This window comes from Rhodococcus sp. GXMU-t2271 (assembly GCF_041414735.1).
In the GTDB taxonomy this organism is placed as follows: domain Bacteria; phylum Actinomycetota; class Actinomycetes; order Mycobacteriales; family Mycobacteriaceae; genus Rhodococcus; species Rhodococcus indonesiensis.
This window is the reverse complement of sequence record NZ_JAUIZP010000037.1, coordinates 1-15,764: the sequence shown is the minus strand read 5'-3', so window position 1 is coordinate 15,764 and position 15,764 is coordinate 1. Positions and strand designations below refer to the sequence as shown.

Here is a 15,764-nt window from a genome sequence, read left to right as displayed (position 1 = left end):
CGAACCCCCTTGTGACCGAACCCCCTTGTGACCGAATGTCACATCGCGTCGGTCACATCGACGCGATGTGACATTCGGCCGCGCGCCCGGCGCGGGTCACTGGACGACGAGATCGCGACGGCGCAGCGCGCCGATCCCCGCCGTCATGGTGAGCACCGCGAGAACCAGCAGCACCAGCAACGGCAGCACTCGCACCTCCGCGGCCGGCACCGGGGGCACGTGGACGAACGGCGACAGGTCCAGCACAGCCTGCGGCAGGTCCAGCAGGATGCCGAGCTGCCCGATGAGCAACCACACGGCGAACACGCCCCACGCGACGCTCGCGGCGCGACGCGGCACCACACCCACGCACAACACCGCCATCGCCTCCACCAGGAGAACAGCCGGGACGAAGGCCAGTGACGCCGGCAGCAGGTTGCCGAGTGATCCGGTGACGTCGCCGACCGTCAGGCCGTAGGAGACCGCCAGCGTGACGCCCGTGGCGATCTGCAGCACGATCACCCCGATCGTCACCACGCCGATGTGTGCGAGCATCCACGGCACCCGACCGAGGGCGGTCGAGAGCAGCGGCTCGACCCGCCCGGACGTCTCCTCCCCGTGCGTCCGCAGCACGGCTTGCACCGCGTACCCACTGCCGACCAGCGCCATCATCAGGAAGATCATCGCGAAGTACGCGTCGGTGAGGCCCTGCGCCCCGCCGCCGAGCTGCTTCATCATGTCGGCGACGGCGCCCCCCTCGTCGAGGAAGTTGTTCATCTCGTTCGCGACGCTGCCGTACGTCGCGGCGAGAACGACGATGCCGAGCGCCCACCACATCAACGTCGTGCGCTGTATCCGCCACGCGAAGCCCCACGCGGTGGGCAGCCACGACGCCGCCCGGTCCGGCCCCGGCCGCGGTTGCACCAGCCCGGCGCCGTGATCGCGCCGCCCGGTCAGCTCGTACGCGGTCCACGTCGCCGCGACCGTGAAGACAGCGAACAACACCAGGACCCACCAGGCGTCCTCGTCGAACGGCCGGATCTGCTGCGCCCAGCCGATCGGCGAGAGCCACGAGACCCACATGCTCGTGACGCTGACCCCGCCGGGGTCGACGGTGGCGGCGCTGTCGCCGACGGCACGCAGCAGGAACGCGACCCCCAGCGCCGCGCCGGCCAGTCCGTTCGCGGCCCGGGCCCCCTCGGCGACCTGCGCACTCACCGCCGCGACCGACGCGAACGCGATCCCGGCTGCCGCCGTCGCCACCGCAAGAGCGACAGATCCGGACAGCGGCAGTCCGAAACCCAGGGAGACGACGGTGAGCAGCAGCGCGAGTGCGACATTCGCCGCCGTGGCCACGATCAGGGCCGCGGTGAGCAGGGCACGCCGGCCGACGACACTGGCGCCGACCAGTTCCGCGCGGCCGGTCTCCTCGTTCTGCCGGGTGTGCCGGACCACGGCCATCGTGCTCATCAGGCCCGCCGCCAGGGCCAGGAACAGCAGTGTCTGCGCCGCGACGACCGCGCCGAGACTGTCCCCCGAGACCAGGCCGTTGGTGGCCAGCACCACGGGGGACACTGCGGAGCTGACGGCGATGAGGTGCAGGTCCTCCTGTGTCGGATAGAGCCCCTTCAGGCTCGACACCGAGATCGCGTACACGATCGTGATCGTCACCAGCCACACCGGCAGCTGCACGCGGTCGCGGCGGGCTGCCAGACGCACCAGCCGGCCGGTACCGACGAATGCGGCATTCATGCGCTGTCCCCGTCGCCGACGGCCGGCCGGCCGTGCGCGAGGTGCTCGCCGGGGACGTGGATGTGCTCGCCCGGCAGGTCGTCCCCGTAGTGCCGCAGGAACAGTTCCTCGAGGGTGGGTGGGGTACTGGTGAGCGACGTGATGCCGAAGTCGAGCAGCTCGCGCAGCACCGCGTCCATCCGGGCCGTGTCCACCTCGCACCGCACCCGCAGGCCGTCGACCTGCAGGTCGTGCACCCCGGGCACCGCCTCGAGCCCGGCCACGGGACGCACGGTGTCGGCCACCACGGACGTGCGGGTCAGGTGCCGCAGTTCGGTCAGCGTGCCGGACTCGACCGTTCGGCCCTGCCGGATGATGGTCACCCGGTCGCACAGGGCCTCGACCTCGGCGAGGACGTGGCTCGAGAGCAGCACCGAGCTCCCGTCGGCGACGACCTCGCGGACGCAGTCCCGGAACACCTCGTCCTTGAGGGGGTCCAGGCCGGAGGTCGGCTCGTCGAAGAGGAACAACTCCACGTCCGAGGCGAGCGCGGCGACGATCGCGACCTTCTGCCGGTTGCCCTTCGAGTACGTGCGGGCCTTCTTGGTCGGATCGAGTTCGAAGCGTTCGAGCAGTTCGGCGCGGCGGCGTTCGTCGATGCCGCCGCGCAGACCGGCGAGCAGGTCGATCGCCTCCCCGCCGGTGAGGTTGGGCCACAGGTTGACCTCGCCGGGTACGTACGCGAGCCGCCGGTGCAGGTCCACCGCGTTGCGCCACGGGTCACCCCCGAGCAGCTCGACCCGGCCGGAGTCCGCACGCAACAGCCCGAGCAGAATGCGGATGGTGGTGGACTTGCCGGATCCGTTCGGGCCGAGGAATCCGTGCACCTCGCCTCGGCGGAGCTCGAGATCGAGACCGTCGAGAGCACGAGTGGTTCCGAACGACTTGACGAGCTGTTCCACGGAGATCGCCGTCGACATGGTGCCGAGGCTACGCCCAATCGGGGGTCCGTGCGGCGACGATTCGCGCAACATGCGGGGTCGGGTGAACCCTCGCAAATCGGTCGTTTAGGCTTCGCCCGGATCGCTGATTTTCGAGGAACGGCACCGGTCGGTGCGCTGGAGAGGTGGGGGACGTGGCCGCACGGTTCGGTCGGGGAATCCGCAATGCGTTGATCGGCGCGGCGGCGGTGTGCGCCACGGTCGCCGCCACGGGAACCGCGGGCGCCGCGCCCGTGTATCCGGTGCCGCCGGCCGACCCGTTCTACCGCGCGGCCGCCGACGTCGCCGTCGCCCCGGCCGGCGATGCACTCGAGGTGCGGCGCGTGCCCGCACCGCCCGGCATCGTCGACGTCGAGGCGTGGCAGGTCCGCTTCCGGTCGACGGATTCGACCGGCCGTCCGATCCCTGCGGTGACGACGGTTCTCGCCCCCGCCGGCAAGGCTCCGGACGGTCCGCTGCTGTCGTTCCAGCACGTCATCAACGCCCTCGGCACGCACTGCGCACCGTCGCAGACGCTGTGGACGAGCGACCCGGATCTCGCCGTGCGGGAGGCGCCGGCCCTCAACGTGGTGCTCCGGCGGGGCTGGGCGGTCGCGATCCCGGACCATCTCGGGCCGAACAGCGCCTACGGCGCGGCTCGCCTCGGCGGACAGATCACCCTCGACGGCATCCGCGCGGTGCAGCAGGTACCCGAGCTGCAGCTCGCCCACAGCCCGGTTGCGCTGGCGGGGTACTCCGGCGGCGGGATGGCCACCGGGTGGGCCGCGGCACTGGCTCCGACCTACGCCCCCGACCTGAACCTGGTGGGTGCGGCGATGGGCGGGGTGCCGATGAACATCCGCAAGATGGCCGAGGCTCTCGGCGAGAACCCGCACCCCGCCTTCGGTCTGGCGTTCGCGGCCGCGCTGGGCCTCGAACGCGAGTACCCCGAACGGATGCGGATCAGCGCGGACCTGACCCCCGCGGGTGTGGCGATGCGCGACGCCCTGGCCAACGCCTGTACCAACGACATCCTCGCGCGCGGTGCCGGCGGCAGCCTGCGGCAGGTGAGCACCAATGCCCACCTGGCCGACGATGCCGACGCGGTCGCCGTCGCAGAGGAGAACAGCCTCGAGCTGTACCCGGGCGTGCCGACCGTGCCCGTGTTCGAATGGCACAGCCCCACCGACGGACTCATCCCGGTGGACTCCATCGACGCCACGCTCGACCGGTACTGCGCCGCGGGCGCGCCGGTGCGCCGGGTCGAGACCCCCAGCCCCGACCACATGTCGGCGGCGGTGCTCGGCCTGCCGGACGCGTTCGAGTTCCTCGGCGAGCGTTTCGACGGAGCACCGGTCACCGGAACCTGCTGACCCGTCCACGTCCACCGGACCCGAACGGATCGGCGGGCGCCTCGACGGAGTCGCCTGCACAGCCGCGTAGCTGCGCGTACATGCAGTATCGGGTCGCTGATCGGCGGACAGCGCTACTGCTTCCGGGTACTCGGTCGTGCTCGGAGCGGGTCCGTCCTCGGTCGGGTAACGCACCCGCGCAACGAGTGCGGCGCCGACAGAGCTGGAACCTCCGAAGATCGTGCCGAACGGTCGCTTTTCCGGCAGGATCACGTGGGAGACGCTCGTTCGACCGGAAGGACACCGATGCGATCGATTACCCGTGCCGCGCTCACAGCAGTGGCCGTCATTCCCACGTCCCTGGCTGCCCCCGCCTTCGCGTCGGCGGCCGACGCCGGCGAGGTCGCCTTCGCCTTCACCGTCAGCGGATCGACCGTGACGAACACGATCACCAACGACTCGGGCACGCCCCTGGACTGCATGACCGGGCTCGCCCCGGCTCCTGGCGGGGTACTGCCGCCGGTCGCCGAGGTGATCGCCAACGGTCAGACCTTGGGCACGTCGGGCCGGGTACAGCCGGGTGTGACCACCCAGACCGTGACCGAGATCCCCGACGGCACCTATGTCGTCCTCGCCTCGTGCTCGACGGACGGCCTGGCCACCATGTGGGTTTCGGACTACCCCGGCATCGCAGACCATCTGGCGCCCATGCCGGTCACCGCCTACCCGGTCCAGCAGGCCTCCCCCGTCGTCACCGTGCCAGCAACCCTGCCGGCGTTCGGCAGCAGCTGACCCACGGCGTCGCCGCCGCGCTAGATCAAGCCGCGCTTGCTTGCCGCGTACACGGCCTCGGCGCGGCGGCTCACGCTCAGTTTGCGCATGATGTTGCTCACGTGGAACTTCACCGTGGTACCCGAGATGAAAAGGCGCTCACCGATCTTGGCGTTGGACAAGCCTGCTGCGAGCAGCCGCAGCACCTCGAGTTCGCGCTCGGTGAGTTGTTCCTGCGGCGTGGTCTGCCCGTTGAGGGAACGCACCACCGCCGCGGCGCTGCGCGAGTCGAAGGCACTCTCGCCGCGCGACACCGCGCGGATCGCGCGCACCAGCTCGGTCGTGTCGACGTCCTTCACGACGTACCCGCGTGCCCCGGCGTGCACGGCACGCACGACCAGCTGCTCGTCGAGGAACGTGGTGAGCACGAGCAGGCCCAGCCCCGGGTGGGCGGCCGACAGCTGCCCGCACAACGTCAGTCCCTCGTAGTCCGACCCGGCGGAGAGCTTCAGGTCCATCAGGACGATGTCGGGCCGGACCCGGCCCACGAGGGTGAGCGCCTCGGCCTCGTGCGAGGCCTCTCCGACCACCTCGAGGTCCGGCTCCCGCTCGAGGATCGAGCGCAGACCCTGGCGCAGGATCGCGTGGTCGTCGACGAGGACGATGCGGACCGTGCGATTCACCGTCCCGGCTGGGGTTGCCACGTTCATCGCTGTGCTCCTGTCCGCGCCGCGTGTACCGGCGCCGCACTGTTCCCGCTGGTTCCGGTCGTCTCGTCGGCGTCCCGCTCCGCGTCGACGGCCGGTTGGGGCACCGGGATGCGCACCGCCACCCGGACCCCGCCGATGCGGGCGCGACGCACCTCGAGAGTGCCACCGAGCTCGTGTGCGCGGGCCTGCATGTTGGCCAGCCCGCGATGGCGGCCGTCCCAGTCGTTGTCCGCGGCGAGGCGCAGCATCAGCCGCATCCGCGCCGGATCCCCGTCCCCGTCGTCGGCGACCGACAACAGCACCGAGTCCGGCCGGTACGTCAGCCGCAGCACCACGCGCCGGGCATTGGCGTGCACCGCGGCGTTGAACAGCGCCTCCCCCGCGATGCGCAGCAGCGAATGCTCGGCCTCGCCCGGCAGTTCGACCGGCGGGCCGCCCACCCGGACCGTGATGTCGAGTTCGCCCGGCGTGTGCGCGCCGCAGAGCTGCTCGAGCATCTCCGGCAGCGACGTGCGATCCGAGTCGGACGGGTGGTTGAGCGCGTAGATCGCCGAGCGCAGCTGTTCGACCGCGCGCCGGGTGAGCTCCTTGGCCAGGTCGAGCCGCTCGCCGCGCTCGGTGTCGGGAATGTCGCTGCGGCACACCTCGATCTGCATCCCGGCCGACAGCACGGCCTGTGTGACGCTGTCGTGCAGCTCCCGCGCGATGCGGTGACGTTCCTCGTCGAGCGCCTGGTGCCGATGCGCGGCACCGAGCTGCCGTTGGGTCAACTCCAGCTGACGCAACGTCGCCTCGAGTTCGGCGTTGCGGGCCTGCAGATCCGCCGCTGCGCGATTCGCTTCCTGGTATGCCTGCTCGGCTCGTCCGAGCAGCAGCTGGCCCCGCTGGTAGAGCGCGGAATTCTGCAGAGCCACGGCGGTCTGGCTGGCGAGGATCGACAGCACGGCGTGGTCGGTGCCGTCGATGGTGCGGTGTTCGGGCGTCCACGCGGCGATCGCGCCTGCCACCCCGCCGTCGAGGACGATGGGGACGAAGGCGTGATGGGTGTCGACGGTGGCGTCCCGGCCGATCGACCCCGACCGGATGTCCTCGAGGCAGCGCACCACGTCGTCGGGCAGGGGTGGACCTTCGACGTTGTCGACGAGGAACGGGGTGGCATCGGGTCCGAGGACCAGCCGGCGCGGCCCTGCGTCGGGCAGGGTTCGGTCGGTCAGGGCGAAGACCACCCAGCGGGCGCTCAGGTGGGCACGCGCGGCCTCGGCCACGGCGCAGATCAGGGTCTCGGGACCCTCGACGGTGCGCACCAGGGCACGCGAGATCAGCTCGAGCGCGTGGACGACCCGCTCGAGACGTTCGGCGGCCCCGCGGTACTGGGGATAGAACGTGGGTTTGCCGGATCGCAGGCCGGTCAGTCGCGACAGGTCGGGCGCGGTCACAACGCCGCCCGGAACAGCGCGACCATCTGCTCGTGCGTCGCTTCGCGGGGGTTGGTGGACATGCACGCGTCGCGTAGCGCGCCCGCGGCCAGACGTTCGAGGTCGGTCGCCTGCACTCCGAGTTCCCGCAGTCCGCGCGGCACTCCGACTTCGCGGGCGAGCCGTTCGACCCGGTCTGCGACGGCGAGTGCGGCCTCCACGGCGGGACCGCGGTGCTCATCGAGCCCGAGAGCCCGGGCGATCGCGACGAACGGCTCGGGATCGGAGGCGGCATTGAACCGGATGACGTGCGGGAGGAGCACTCCGTTGATGACGCCGTGCGGCAGGTCGAGCAGCCCGCCGACCTGGTGGCTCATCGCGTGCGCGGCACCGAGGATCGCGTTGGTGAACGCCAGCCCGGCTTCGAGACTGGCCTGGGCCATGATCGATCGGGCCGCCATCTCCCGGGGCTCTTCGATCGTGCGTACCAGCGTGTCGGTGACGAGACCGACGGCGCGCAGGGCGTGGTGGTCGGTGAGCGGGTTGTGGGCGCGGGAGACGAACGCCTCCACGCCGTGGGTGAGCGCGTCCAGCCCGGTGGCCGCGTTCAGTTCGTCCGGCATGGTGGTCAGCAGCCGCGGGTCGATCACGGTCAGGTCCGGGACCAGCGAACGACCGATGATGGTGATCTTGGTGCCCCGGACGGTGTCGGTGACGACGCAGAACTGGGAGACGTCGGCGCCCGTGCCCGAGGTCGAGGGCACCACCACCATCGGTGGGATCGGAACGGCCGCCCGGTCCACGCCCTCGTAGTCGAGGATGCTGCCGCCGTTGGCGGCGAGCACCGCGATGCCCTTGGCGGCGTCGATCACCGAGCCGCCCCCGAGCGCGACGAGCACGTCGCAGCCGTGCACGCGGTACGTCTCGTGCCCGGCGGTGACCTCGTGGTCCTTGGGATTGGGGGTGAGATCACCCCACACGATCGGCGTGAGGCCCTGCTCGACGAGATGGCCGTGCAGCTCGTCGACCCAGCCGGCCTCGATCAGCCCCGGGTCGGTGACCAGCAGGGGCCGGACCGCGCCGAGCCGAACCGCCGCGTGCGCCGCTTCGACCAGCGATCCGACCCCGAACACGATCTCCGGGGCATGGAACTTGGCCAGCGTCGTCGCGGTGTGCTCCGATGCGACGGCCACTGCGCACTCCTGACGATCCCGATTGCTGTGATCCAGCTTACGTGGCTTCCGAGCCTAGCCCCTACCCGACGGCGTGGCACCGGGCCGAACGGCAGGGGCGGTACCTGCCCGTTCGGGCAGGTACCGCCGGTCTACCGCGGGCCGGCCGTCGGCCGAGAACACCCGCTCGGCCCCCGGCTCTCCGCTGATCCGACAGGAGCAGCGGATGACCGGCCGGGCCGCGGCTGCGCGACCCCGCCTCCCGCTCACCGCAGGGCGTGCCCGAGTTCCGCCGCCCGCGACAGCAGCTGGGCGGCGTCCCGGGCGACGACGACGCGATCGCACTCCTGGGCGTACTCGGGCATCGCGCACGTCGCCTGGGCCCAGTAGCGCTGCGGTTCCGGGGTGATCCAGGCGAGCCGGTGCACGCGACGACGAAGGTCGGCGAGCCGGTCGGCGCGGGCGGGCAGGCCGTTGCAGCGGCCGTCGCCGACCACGAGCACACTCGTGCGCGAGTCGACGATGCCGGCGTGCTCGGTGAGCAGTTCGTCGAGCACCCGGCCGTAGTCGCTGCTCGCCTCGAGGTCGAGGCCGGGATGCGCCAGCACGGCCGCGAGGGCGCCGTCGCCCGTGGCGGCCAGCAGTTCCCGCGTCACGTCGACGGGCCGGTCGACGAACGCCAGGACGCGGCAGCGGTGGGCACGGCCGTGCATGGCCTGCGCCAGGCGGAGGGTGAACGCGGTGATCGGGCGCACCGACAGGGATACGTCGGCGAGGATGAGCAACCGGACCCGGTCGGGACGTGGGGCGCGCACGATCAGGTGGAACGGCACACCTTCGGTGCGCATCCCGGCACGCGCCGTGCGACGCATGTCGAGGCGGCCACGGGTCAGCTCGCGCGGCACCGGCCGCGCCGGGCCGCGCATGCGGCGCAGCACCTCGTGGCACGCCAGTTCGATCTCGGCTCGGGACGCGACGTCGCCGGCGGTGGCGGGGGCGTCGGGCTCGCCGTCCGGCAACGGGCCGCCGAGCCCGGCCTGCGACAGTGCCGCGACGAACGCCTCGACGGCCTCGACGAGCCGGTTCAGTTGTGCCGCGCTGAGTGGCTCGTCGGCGTGGTCGTCGCCGTAGGCACGGCGCGGGTCGTAGGCGTCGAGCCACGCGAGGATGGATTCGGGATCGTCCCATGACAGCGACCCGACGACGGCGGCACCCGGATTCGCGGCCAGCTCGCCCACCGCTGCGGCTCCGGCCCGATCCACGTCGACGGTGTAGGTGACCCCGCGCCGTCCCGAGTCGGCGCCCGTGTCGACCGACAGCGCCGCGTCGGACGAGGTCATCGAGACGTCGTCGTCGTCCTTGTGGGGATTGAAGCCCTTGTCCGCCTCCGGGGTGTCGAAGTGGTCGCCGACCTCCGCGGCGCGCTCGTTGTACTCGGCGTAGCGCGCGACCTGCGGATCGTCGTCGAGCTCGAGCGCGGTCGGCAGGGACTCGGCGAATTGTGCTCGCGGCGAGGACTTCCCGTCTGCCGCACCGACGCTGTCCGCCGCGGCGAACAGCGCGTCGAAGGCGCGGTCGAAACCGGCCTGCTCGTGCGGGTACTTCGCGCACACCGCACGCAGGCAGGCTCGCAGCACTTCGCGGTCGCGGGCACCGACGAGTCCGAGCACACGGCGGACCTCGATGGTCTCGGCAGGCGAGGCGGAGACCCCGTGCCGTCGCAGCAGGCGGCCGAAGACGGCGGCCACCACGTCGAGGGGGTACGACGGGTGCATCGCCGCGAGCGGCGTGACGGACTTCGCCGCGAGCGGCGTGACGGACTTCGCCGCGAGCGGTGTCACGGGCGTCGTCGTGGGCGGTGTCACCGGCATGGGGTCACCGCCGCGCACCGATACCGACACCGCTGCCCCCGCCTCCGCGCCCGCGGAACACCGCGGTGGTGGTGTTGGCGGGCCGGGAGGCGACCGTGGCCCGCTCGGGTCGCTCCCCTGCCGGCTCGGTGGTCGTCGGCGCGGTCGTCGTCGCCACAGTGGTCCCCACAGTGGTCCTCGGTGCGGTGGTCGCCGGCGCGGTGGTCGCCGGCGCGGTGGTCGTCGGTGCGGCGAGTGCGGTGTCACCGTCCAGCCGGGCGCGGACGAGGTCGGCGTCGCCGGTGTACTTGAGCAGCGCGGCGAGCAGGATGTCCCGGATCTGCCGGAGCGAGGTGTGGTCGCCGCCGCCGCGCCGCAGCACGGTGGCGGCACGCGCGGCATCGATGACCTCGGAGATGGACGGGCTCTTGCGCAACGGCAGTTCGCGCAGGGTGCGGGCCAGGTCCACGACCTCGCCGGCGGTGACGGTGTCGACCTCGGGGGCGCGGGCGGTGACGATCTCGCGTTCACGTTCGGGGGTGGGGTAGCCGACGTGGTAGTGCAGGCAGCGGCGCTTGAGGGCGGGCGAGAGTTCGCGGGTGTCGTTGGAGGTCAGGATCACCCAGGGCGCGGACCGGGCGGTGAAGGTGCCCACCTCCGGAATGGTCACCTGCCGCTCCGCGAGGACCTCGAGGAGCAGCGCCTCCATGGACTCCTCGGTGCGGTCGACCTCGTCGACGAGGAGGACTACCGGCTCCGGGGAGAGGATCGCCTCGAGCAGGGGACGCACGGCCAGGAATGTCTCGGAATACAGGCCGAAGTCCTGCGCGGCGAGGAAGCGGGACGCCTCGGCGACCTCGGGGTAGGCGGCGAGCTGCTCGCCGATGCGATCCCGCAGCATCTGCACGTGCAGCAGCTGCTTGGCGTAGTCCCACTCGTACAGCGCCCGGCTGTCGTCGAGACCCTCGTAGCACTGCAGCCGTACCAGCTTGCGCCCGCCGACGGCGGCGAGCGCCTTGGCGAGTTCGGTCTTGCCGACGCCGGCCGGGCCCTCGAGCAGCAGCGGCCGCTCGAGCGCGGTGGCGAGGTGGACGACGACCGCGAACTCGTCGTCGGCGATGTAGTCGTGGCGGCGCAGCGCGTCGGCGAGTTCCGGTCCGCTGGTGAAGCTGGTCATCGGTGCTCCTGTGTCGTCGTCGGCACTCGAGGTGGGTATGTCCGGGGCGGGTCGCCCCGCCCCGGACACGGATCGGTCGGGTGGTGGGTCAGTAGGCCCGGTTGATGCAGTGGTCGACGACGGGGATCATCGACTCGACCGTCACCTCGCGCGGGTTGCCCGGCGTGCACCAGTCGCCCTGGATGTGCTCGGAGATGGCGCGCACGGTCTTCTCGTCGCCCTTGATGACGTCGCCGCGTCCGGCGTACTTGCCGGTGTTCATGCGGTTCTTCTCGTACGAGTCGACGCGCACCTGACCGAAGTTGTCGGGGATGCCGACGTCCTTGGCCAACCGGATGGCGGCCTCGACCGCGGCGTCCGCCGCCTGGACGGTGGTCATGTTGCGGGTGTCGACACCCATCGCGGTGGCGATGCGGGCGTAGTGCTCGTAGCGCGAGGGCAGGTTGTACTCCCACACGCGCGGCAGGGCGATCGCGTTGTTGAGGCCGTGGTGGCTGTCGAAGAACGCGGACACGGCGTGCGAGATGGAGTGCACGATGCCCAGGCCGCCCGAGTTGAAGGCCTGCGCGGCGATGTACTGGGCGTTCATCATGCCCTCGCGGGCCTTGAGGTTGCGCGGCTCGAAGGTGGCCTCACGCAGGTGCTTGGCGACGAGCTCGATCGAGTACAGAGCGTTGCCGAGCGACGGGGCGAAGTCCAGCCGCGAGACGAAGGGCTCGGAGCCATGGGCGAGGACGTCGAAGCCGCAGTACGCGGTGAAGTGCTGCGGGCAGGTGTAGTACAGCAGCGGGTCGTCGATGGCGAGGGTGACGATCGTGGCCTCGTCGAAGCCGACCCACTTGTGAGGGTGGTCCATGTCGGAGGTGTCGGTGATGACGTATGCCCAGGAGGTCTCCGAGCCGGTGCCGGCGGTGGTCGAGACGGCGATGTGCGGCGGGTTCTCCTTGTTGGTGGACTTGGCGAAGCCCTCGAACTCGTTGATGTTGCGGCCGTCGTGGGCGATGACCACGCGGGCGCCCTTCGCGGCGTCGTGGCTCGAGCCGCCGCCGACGGAGATGATGGAGTCGCACTTCTCCTGCTGGTAGAGGGCGGCGGCCTCCATGACGTTGTAGTCCTTGGGGTTGGACTCGACCTTGTCGAACAGGACGACCTCGACACCCTGGTACTCGATCTTGCCGATCAGCTCCTCGATGATGCCCGAACCGCGCAGACCGGTCGTCATCAGCAGGGTGCGCTTGAAGCCCAGGTTCTTCGCCTCGACACCGATGATGTCGTGGGCGCCGACACCCATCAGTGCCCGCGGGAAGGGGTGGAACTCCTTGATGGGGAAGTCCCAGATCTGGTTGAGTTCGATGGCCATCGCGTCTCTCCTGATGTGTCGGCCGGAAGTGGTGGTTCGAATGCGGCGTCCGGTGTGACCGGCGTCTCTTCGCATCTCCACCTTCGGTCTCGATCACGCCCACGGAAAGGGCTTCGCGCCCGAACCGTCCGGTCGCGGCCCCGAAGCCGTCCGGTCGATCGGGCCGGCCTGCCCGATCGGGCAGGGGTCCGTTCCCGCTGATCGGGAGCCGACCGCAGCCCGACGCGCCCCGTCCCGGTAGCGTTCTGTTGCTGATATCCTGAAACTAGAACGCGTTCTAGATTGCTTCACCCGCACCACGGAAGGACCGACCTGGCCATGACGACAGTCGAGGTGCCGCACGGCTCGCGATCCGCGATCCTGACCGTCTCCGCAGTCATCGAGGAGACGCCGGACTCGCGCTCGATCGTCTTCGACGTGCCGGCCGAGCTCCAGGACAAGTTCGCGTACAAGCCCGGACAGTTCCTGACCCTGCGCATCCCGAGCGAGCAGACCGGCTCCGTGGCCCGTTGCTACTCGCTGGCCAGCTCCCCGTACACCGACGACGCCCCCAAGGTCACGGTCAAGCGGACGGTCGACGGCTACGGGTCCAACTGGCTGTGCGACCGGATCTCCGCCGGTGACCGCATCGAGGTTCTGCCGCCGTCGGGCGTCTTCACCCCGAAGTCCCTCGACCACGACTTCCTGCTGTTCGGCGCGGGCAGCGGCATCACCCCGGTCGTCTCGATCCTCAAGTCGGCACTGACCCAGGGGTCCGGCAAGGTCGTGCTGGTCTACGCCAACCGCGACGAGGCGTCGGTCATCTTCGCCGAGGAGCTGCGCTCCCTGGCCGAGAAGTACCCGACCCGGCTGACCGTCGTGCACTGGCTCGAGTCCGTGCAGGGCCTGCCGTCCGCCGAGCAGCTCGCCACCCTGGCGGCCCCGTTCAGCAGCCACGAGGCGTTCATGTGCGGCCCCGGCCCGTTCATGGATGCCGTGCACCGAGCGCTGCAGATCGCCGGCATGCCGCGCACGCAGGTGCACGCGGAGGTGTTCAACTCTCTCGCGGGAGACCCGTTCGCCGACCACACCCCCGTCGAGGTGAGCGACGAGGAGGCGGCCGACGCCGCGACGGTGGAGGTCGAGCTGGACGGGGAGACCCACACGATTCCGTGGCCGCGGTCGCAGACCCTCGTCGACATCATGCTCTCCAAGGGACTCGACGTGCCGTACTCCTGCCAGGAGGGCGAGTGCGGCTCGTGTGCGTGCACCGTCCTCGACGGCAAGGTCGAGATGGAGCACTGCGAGATCCTCGACCCCGAGGACATCGAGGCAGGCTACGTCCTGGGCTGCCAGGCCCGCCCGGTGACGGACACCGTCAAGATCGTCTTCTGAGACGGGTCCCTCGTCGGTCCTCGTCTCAGCGGACGAGGACCGGCGCCTCGACCAGCTGGGCGGCCGGCTTTCGCGGGCCGCGCAGCGCCACACCCACCCCGGCGCCGAGCGCGAGCACGATCACGGCGCCGCCGTAGCCCAGCGTCGTCGCGGTCAGCCCGTACGCGCCGGTCGCGAGGCCCGCGATCACCGCGGGCACGGAGAACGCGAGGTAGCAGACGACGAACGTGGTGGCGAACAGGCGACCGCGTTCGTGCGGTGCCGCCAGACCGCCGATGACGTTCATCGCTCCCAGGAACGCCGCACCCCAGCCGAAGCCCGCGACGGCGGTCCCGGCGAAGTAGGCGACGGCCCACCCACCGAGCACGGCGGTCACGACGACGCCGACGCCGGTGGCCAGGATCGCGGTCCCCGCGACGACCACGCGCCGCGGATCGAGACCGCGGAGCATCGTCGCCGCCACCGAACCGGACGCGAAGAGCGTGAAGATCGCCAGCCCGCCGACGAGGCGGTTGCCGATCCCGAAGACCGTACCCACGATCGACGGTCCGAGAGACATGTAGAGCCCGCCGAGCGACCACGCCGACAGCAGGGCCGGCAGGATCACCAGGTACGGGCCCCGCACCCCGGCCGGCACGGACGCACTCGGCAGCAGGCTGCGCAGCGCGGCCCGGCGGGTAGCGAAGCCCGGCGCGGGTACCCGGTCGGGGACGAAGACGAGCACGGCGGCCAGCGCCAGCGCCATCAGGACGACGAGGACGTAGACGAGCACAGTCGGAAAGGGCGCGAACTGCACGAGCAGTCCCGCGCCGGCGGCACCGAGGGCGAGCCCGAGCGACGGCGCGACACTGTTGACGAACGATCCGAGCCTGGGGCTCGGTTGCAGGTCGATCACGGCGGCGCTCACGGCTCCGGTGGCCGCCCCGACCGCGAGGCCCTGCAGCACGCGGGCCAGGACGAGCCAGCCTACGTCGTCGGCAAGGATGAACACGCCCATGCTCACCACGAGCAGCAGTAGCGCTCCGATCAGCACGGGCCGGCGGCCGACCTGGTCGGAGATCGAGCCGATCGTCAGCAGGGTGGCGAGCAGGGCCAGGGCGTACACGGCGAAGACGGCGGTCAGCATTCCCGGCGAGAAGCCCCATTGCTGCTGGTACAGCGGATAGAGCGGGGAGGGAGCGGACGACGACGCGGTGAGCAGGAAGCTGGCCGTGCCGACCGCCAGGAAACCGTGACGGCGTGGCAGGGAGCGACCCGGCGTCGGCTCCGGCATCGGACCTCCTCGGAACTCGCGGGAACAGTCGACAGTTCGTTGACCAAGGCAACGATCTAGTGGAACATGCCGGGCGCGGAGATCATTCCCCGCCCGGTCACTTCCCTGTAAAAACCGCCTCTCACCTGCGCTCGAGCGTTACCGCAGTGCAACGTCCCGACCGTTGACCGACCGGTCGATCAGGGTTATACCGAAGACAGGACCCGATACGCACTAGGAGGCTCGACATGTTCTCCGACAGCCGGCTACAGGATTACGTGGCCGTGATCCTGGGCGTCTTCACCGCCCTGTCCCCCCTGTGGGTCACCACCGACACCACGACGACGTGGACCCTCGTCGTTCTCGGCGTGCTGATCGCGCTGACCGGACTCGCGCAGATCGTCCGGCCCACGATGGCAGCGATCGACTACGCGATGGGTGTATTCGGCGTGCTGTTGTTCCTCTCCCCCTGGGTCATGGGCTACACCGAGTACAGCGGTGCATCCTGGACGGCCTGGGTGGTGGGCGTGCTCACCGTGGTCGTCGCGGTAGCAGCACTGCCCGCGATGAACGCGCGGATGCACGGACACGGCGGACTGGCCACGCACCACTGATCACCACCGCTCACCCCGCGGACGGCC

Annotated in this window: 13 protein-coding genes; 4 read left to right on the top strand and 9 right to left on the bottom strand. The window is 70.8% G+C overall.

What is annotated here, in order from left to right; genetic code table 11:
• Window positions 1-96: 96 nt before the first annotated feature.
• Both QYS60_RS14835 and QYS60_RS14830 read right to left on the bottom strand, forming a co-directional pair.
• On the bottom strand, window positions 97-1,731 hold the full coding sequence (locus QYS60_RS14835; RefSeq protein ID WP_289378825.1) for an ABC transporter permease: 1,635 nt from the start codon (window positions 1,729-1,731) through the stop codon (window positions 97-99).
• The gene (locus QYS60_RS14830; RefSeq protein WP_371383518.1) at window positions 1,728-2,690 is read right to left on the bottom strand and encodes an ATP-binding cassette domain-containing protein; all 963 of its coding nucleotides are present in this window, start codon (window positions 2,688-2,690) and stop codon (window positions 1,728-1,730) included. The genes QYS60_RS14835 and QYS60_RS14830 overlap by 4 nt, the downstream gene beginning before the upstream one ends.
• A gap of 155 nt (window positions 2,691-2,845) precedes the next feature.
• Here QYS60_RS14830 and QYS60_RS14825 point away from each other — a divergent pair, with 155 nt between their 5' ends.
• Together QYS60_RS14825 and QYS60_RS14820 are read left to right on the top strand one after the other, a co-directional pair.
• Window positions 2,846-4,063, top strand: coding sequence for a lipase family protein (locus tag QYS60_RS14825; RefSeq protein WP_371383517.1), 1,218 nt, complete (start codon window positions 2,846-2,848; stop codon window positions 4,061-4,063).
• Between the two features lie 285 nt (window positions 4,064-4,348).
• Window positions 4,349-4,834: a hypothetical protein gene (locus QYS60_RS14820; protein ID WP_371383516.1), complete on the top strand. Its 486-nt coding sequence runs from the start codon at window positions 4,349-4,351 to the stop codon at window positions 4,832-4,834.
• Window positions 4,835-4,854: 20 nt separating this feature from the next.
• On the opposite strand, the gene QYS60_RS14815 is transcribed toward QYS60_RS14820, so the two are convergent.
• The 6 genes from QYS60_RS14815 to mdo all read right to left on the bottom strand — a co-directional run bounded on the left by QYS60_RS14815 (window position 4,855) and on the right by mdo (window position 12,497).
• Window positions 4,855-5,523, bottom strand: a complete 669-nt coding sequence (locus QYS60_RS14815) for a response regulator transcription factor (protein ID WP_003937682.1) — start codon at window positions 5,521-5,523, stop codon at window positions 4,855-4,857.
• Complete coding sequence (locus QYS60_RS14810; protein WP_371383515.1) at window positions 5,520-6,959, bottom strand: histidine kinase; 1,440 nt, start codon at window positions 6,957-6,959, stop codon at window positions 5,520-5,522. The genes QYS60_RS14815 and QYS60_RS14810 overlap by 4 nt, the downstream gene beginning before the upstream one ends.
• Window positions 6,956-8,131 (bottom strand): iron-containing alcohol dehydrogenase, encoded by a 1,176-nt coding sequence (locus QYS60_RS14805; protein WP_289378829.1) that lies wholly within the window; start codon window positions 8,129-8,131, stop codon window positions 6,956-6,958. Before QYS60_RS14805 ends, QYS60_RS14810 begins: the two co-directional genes overlap by 4 nt.
• A 245-nt stretch (window positions 8,132-8,376) precedes the next feature.
• Window positions 8,377-9,885 (bottom strand): VWA domain-containing protein, encoded by a 1,509-nt coding sequence (locus tag QYS60_RS14800; RefSeq protein ID WP_289378837.1) that lies wholly within the window; start codon window positions 9,883-9,885, stop codon window positions 8,377-8,379.
• Between the two features lie 100 nt (window positions 9,886-9,985).
• A complete protein-coding gene (locus QYS60_RS14795; RefSeq protein WP_371383514.1) occupies window positions 9,986-11,137 on the bottom strand; it encodes an AAA family ATPase in 1,152 nt (383 codons plus the stop codon).
• An 88-nt stretch (window positions 11,138-11,225) separates the two neighbouring features.
• A complete protein-coding gene (gene mdo / locus QYS60_RS14790) occupies window positions 11,226-12,497 on the bottom strand; it encodes an NDMA-dependent methanol dehydrogenase (RefSeq protein ID WP_289378832.1) in 1,272 nt (423 codons plus the stop codon).
• A gap of 318 nt (window positions 12,498-12,815) precedes the next feature.
• Here mdo and QYS60_RS14785 point away from each other — a divergent pair, with 318 nt between their 5' ends.
• Window positions 12,816-13,871: a ferredoxin--NADP reductase gene (locus tag QYS60_RS14785; protein WP_289378833.1), complete on the top strand. Its 1,056-nt coding sequence runs from the start codon at window positions 12,816-12,818 to the stop codon at window positions 13,869-13,871.
• Between the two features lie 25 nt (window positions 13,872-13,896).
• Here QYS60_RS14785 and QYS60_RS14780 read toward each other — a convergent pair whose 3' ends face one another.
• Window positions 13,897-15,144, bottom strand: a complete 1,248-nt coding sequence (locus tag QYS60_RS14780) for an MFS transporter (protein WP_289378834.1) — start codon at window positions 15,142-15,144, stop codon at window positions 13,897-13,899.
• Between the two features lie 227 nt (window positions 15,145-15,371).
• On the opposite strand from QYS60_RS14780, the gene QYS60_RS14775 reads away from it, so the two are divergent.
• Window positions 15,372-15,737: an SPW repeat protein gene (locus QYS60_RS14775; RefSeq protein ID WP_003937674.1), complete on the top strand. Its 366-nt coding sequence runs from the start codon at window positions 15,372-15,374 to the stop codon at window positions 15,735-15,737.
• Window positions 15,738-15,764: the final 27 nt, after the last annotated feature.

Excerpts from the sequence above, each read along its gene's own strand:
- QYS60_RS14835 (WP_289378825.1), bottom strand. The coding sequence starts at position 1,731 with ATGAATGCCGCATTCGTCGGTACCGGCCGGCTGGTGCGTCTGGCAGCC.
- QYS60_RS14830 (WP_371383518.1), bottom strand. The coding sequence starts at position 2,690 with ATGTCGACGGCGATCTCCGTGGAACAGCTCGTCAAGTCGTTCGGAACC.
- QYS60_RS14820 (WP_371383516.1), top strand. The coding sequence starts at position 4,349 with ATGCGATCGATTACCCGTGCCGCGCTCACAGCAGTGGCCGTCATTCCC.
- QYS60_RS14815 (WP_003937682.1), bottom strand. The coding sequence starts at position 5,523 with ATGAACGTGGCAACCCCAGCCGGGACGGTGAATCGCACGGTCCGCATC.
- QYS60_RS14800 (WP_289378837.1), bottom strand. The coding sequence starts at position 9,885 with ATGCACCCGTCGTACCCCCTCGACGTGGTGGCCGCCGTCTTCGGCCGC.
- QYS60_RS14795 (WP_371383514.1), bottom strand. The coding sequence starts at position 11,137 with ATGACCAGCTTCACCAGCGGACCGGAACTCGCCGACGCGCTGCGCCGC.
- mdo (WP_289378832.1), bottom strand. The coding sequence starts at position 12,497 with ATGGCCATCGAACTCAACCAGATCTGGGACTTCCCCATCAAGGAGTTC.
- QYS60_RS14785 (WP_289378833.1), top strand. The coding sequence starts at position 12,816 with ATGACGACAGTCGAGGTGCCGCACGGCTCGCGATCCGCGATCCTGACC.
- QYS60_RS14780 (WP_289378834.1), bottom strand. The coding sequence starts at position 15,144 with ATGCCGGAGCCGACGCCGGGTCGCTCCCTGCCACGCCGTCACGGTTTC.
- QYS60_RS14775 (WP_003937674.1), top strand. The coding sequence starts at position 15,372 with ATGTTCTCCGACAGCCGGCTACAGGATTACGTGGCCGTGATCCTGGGC.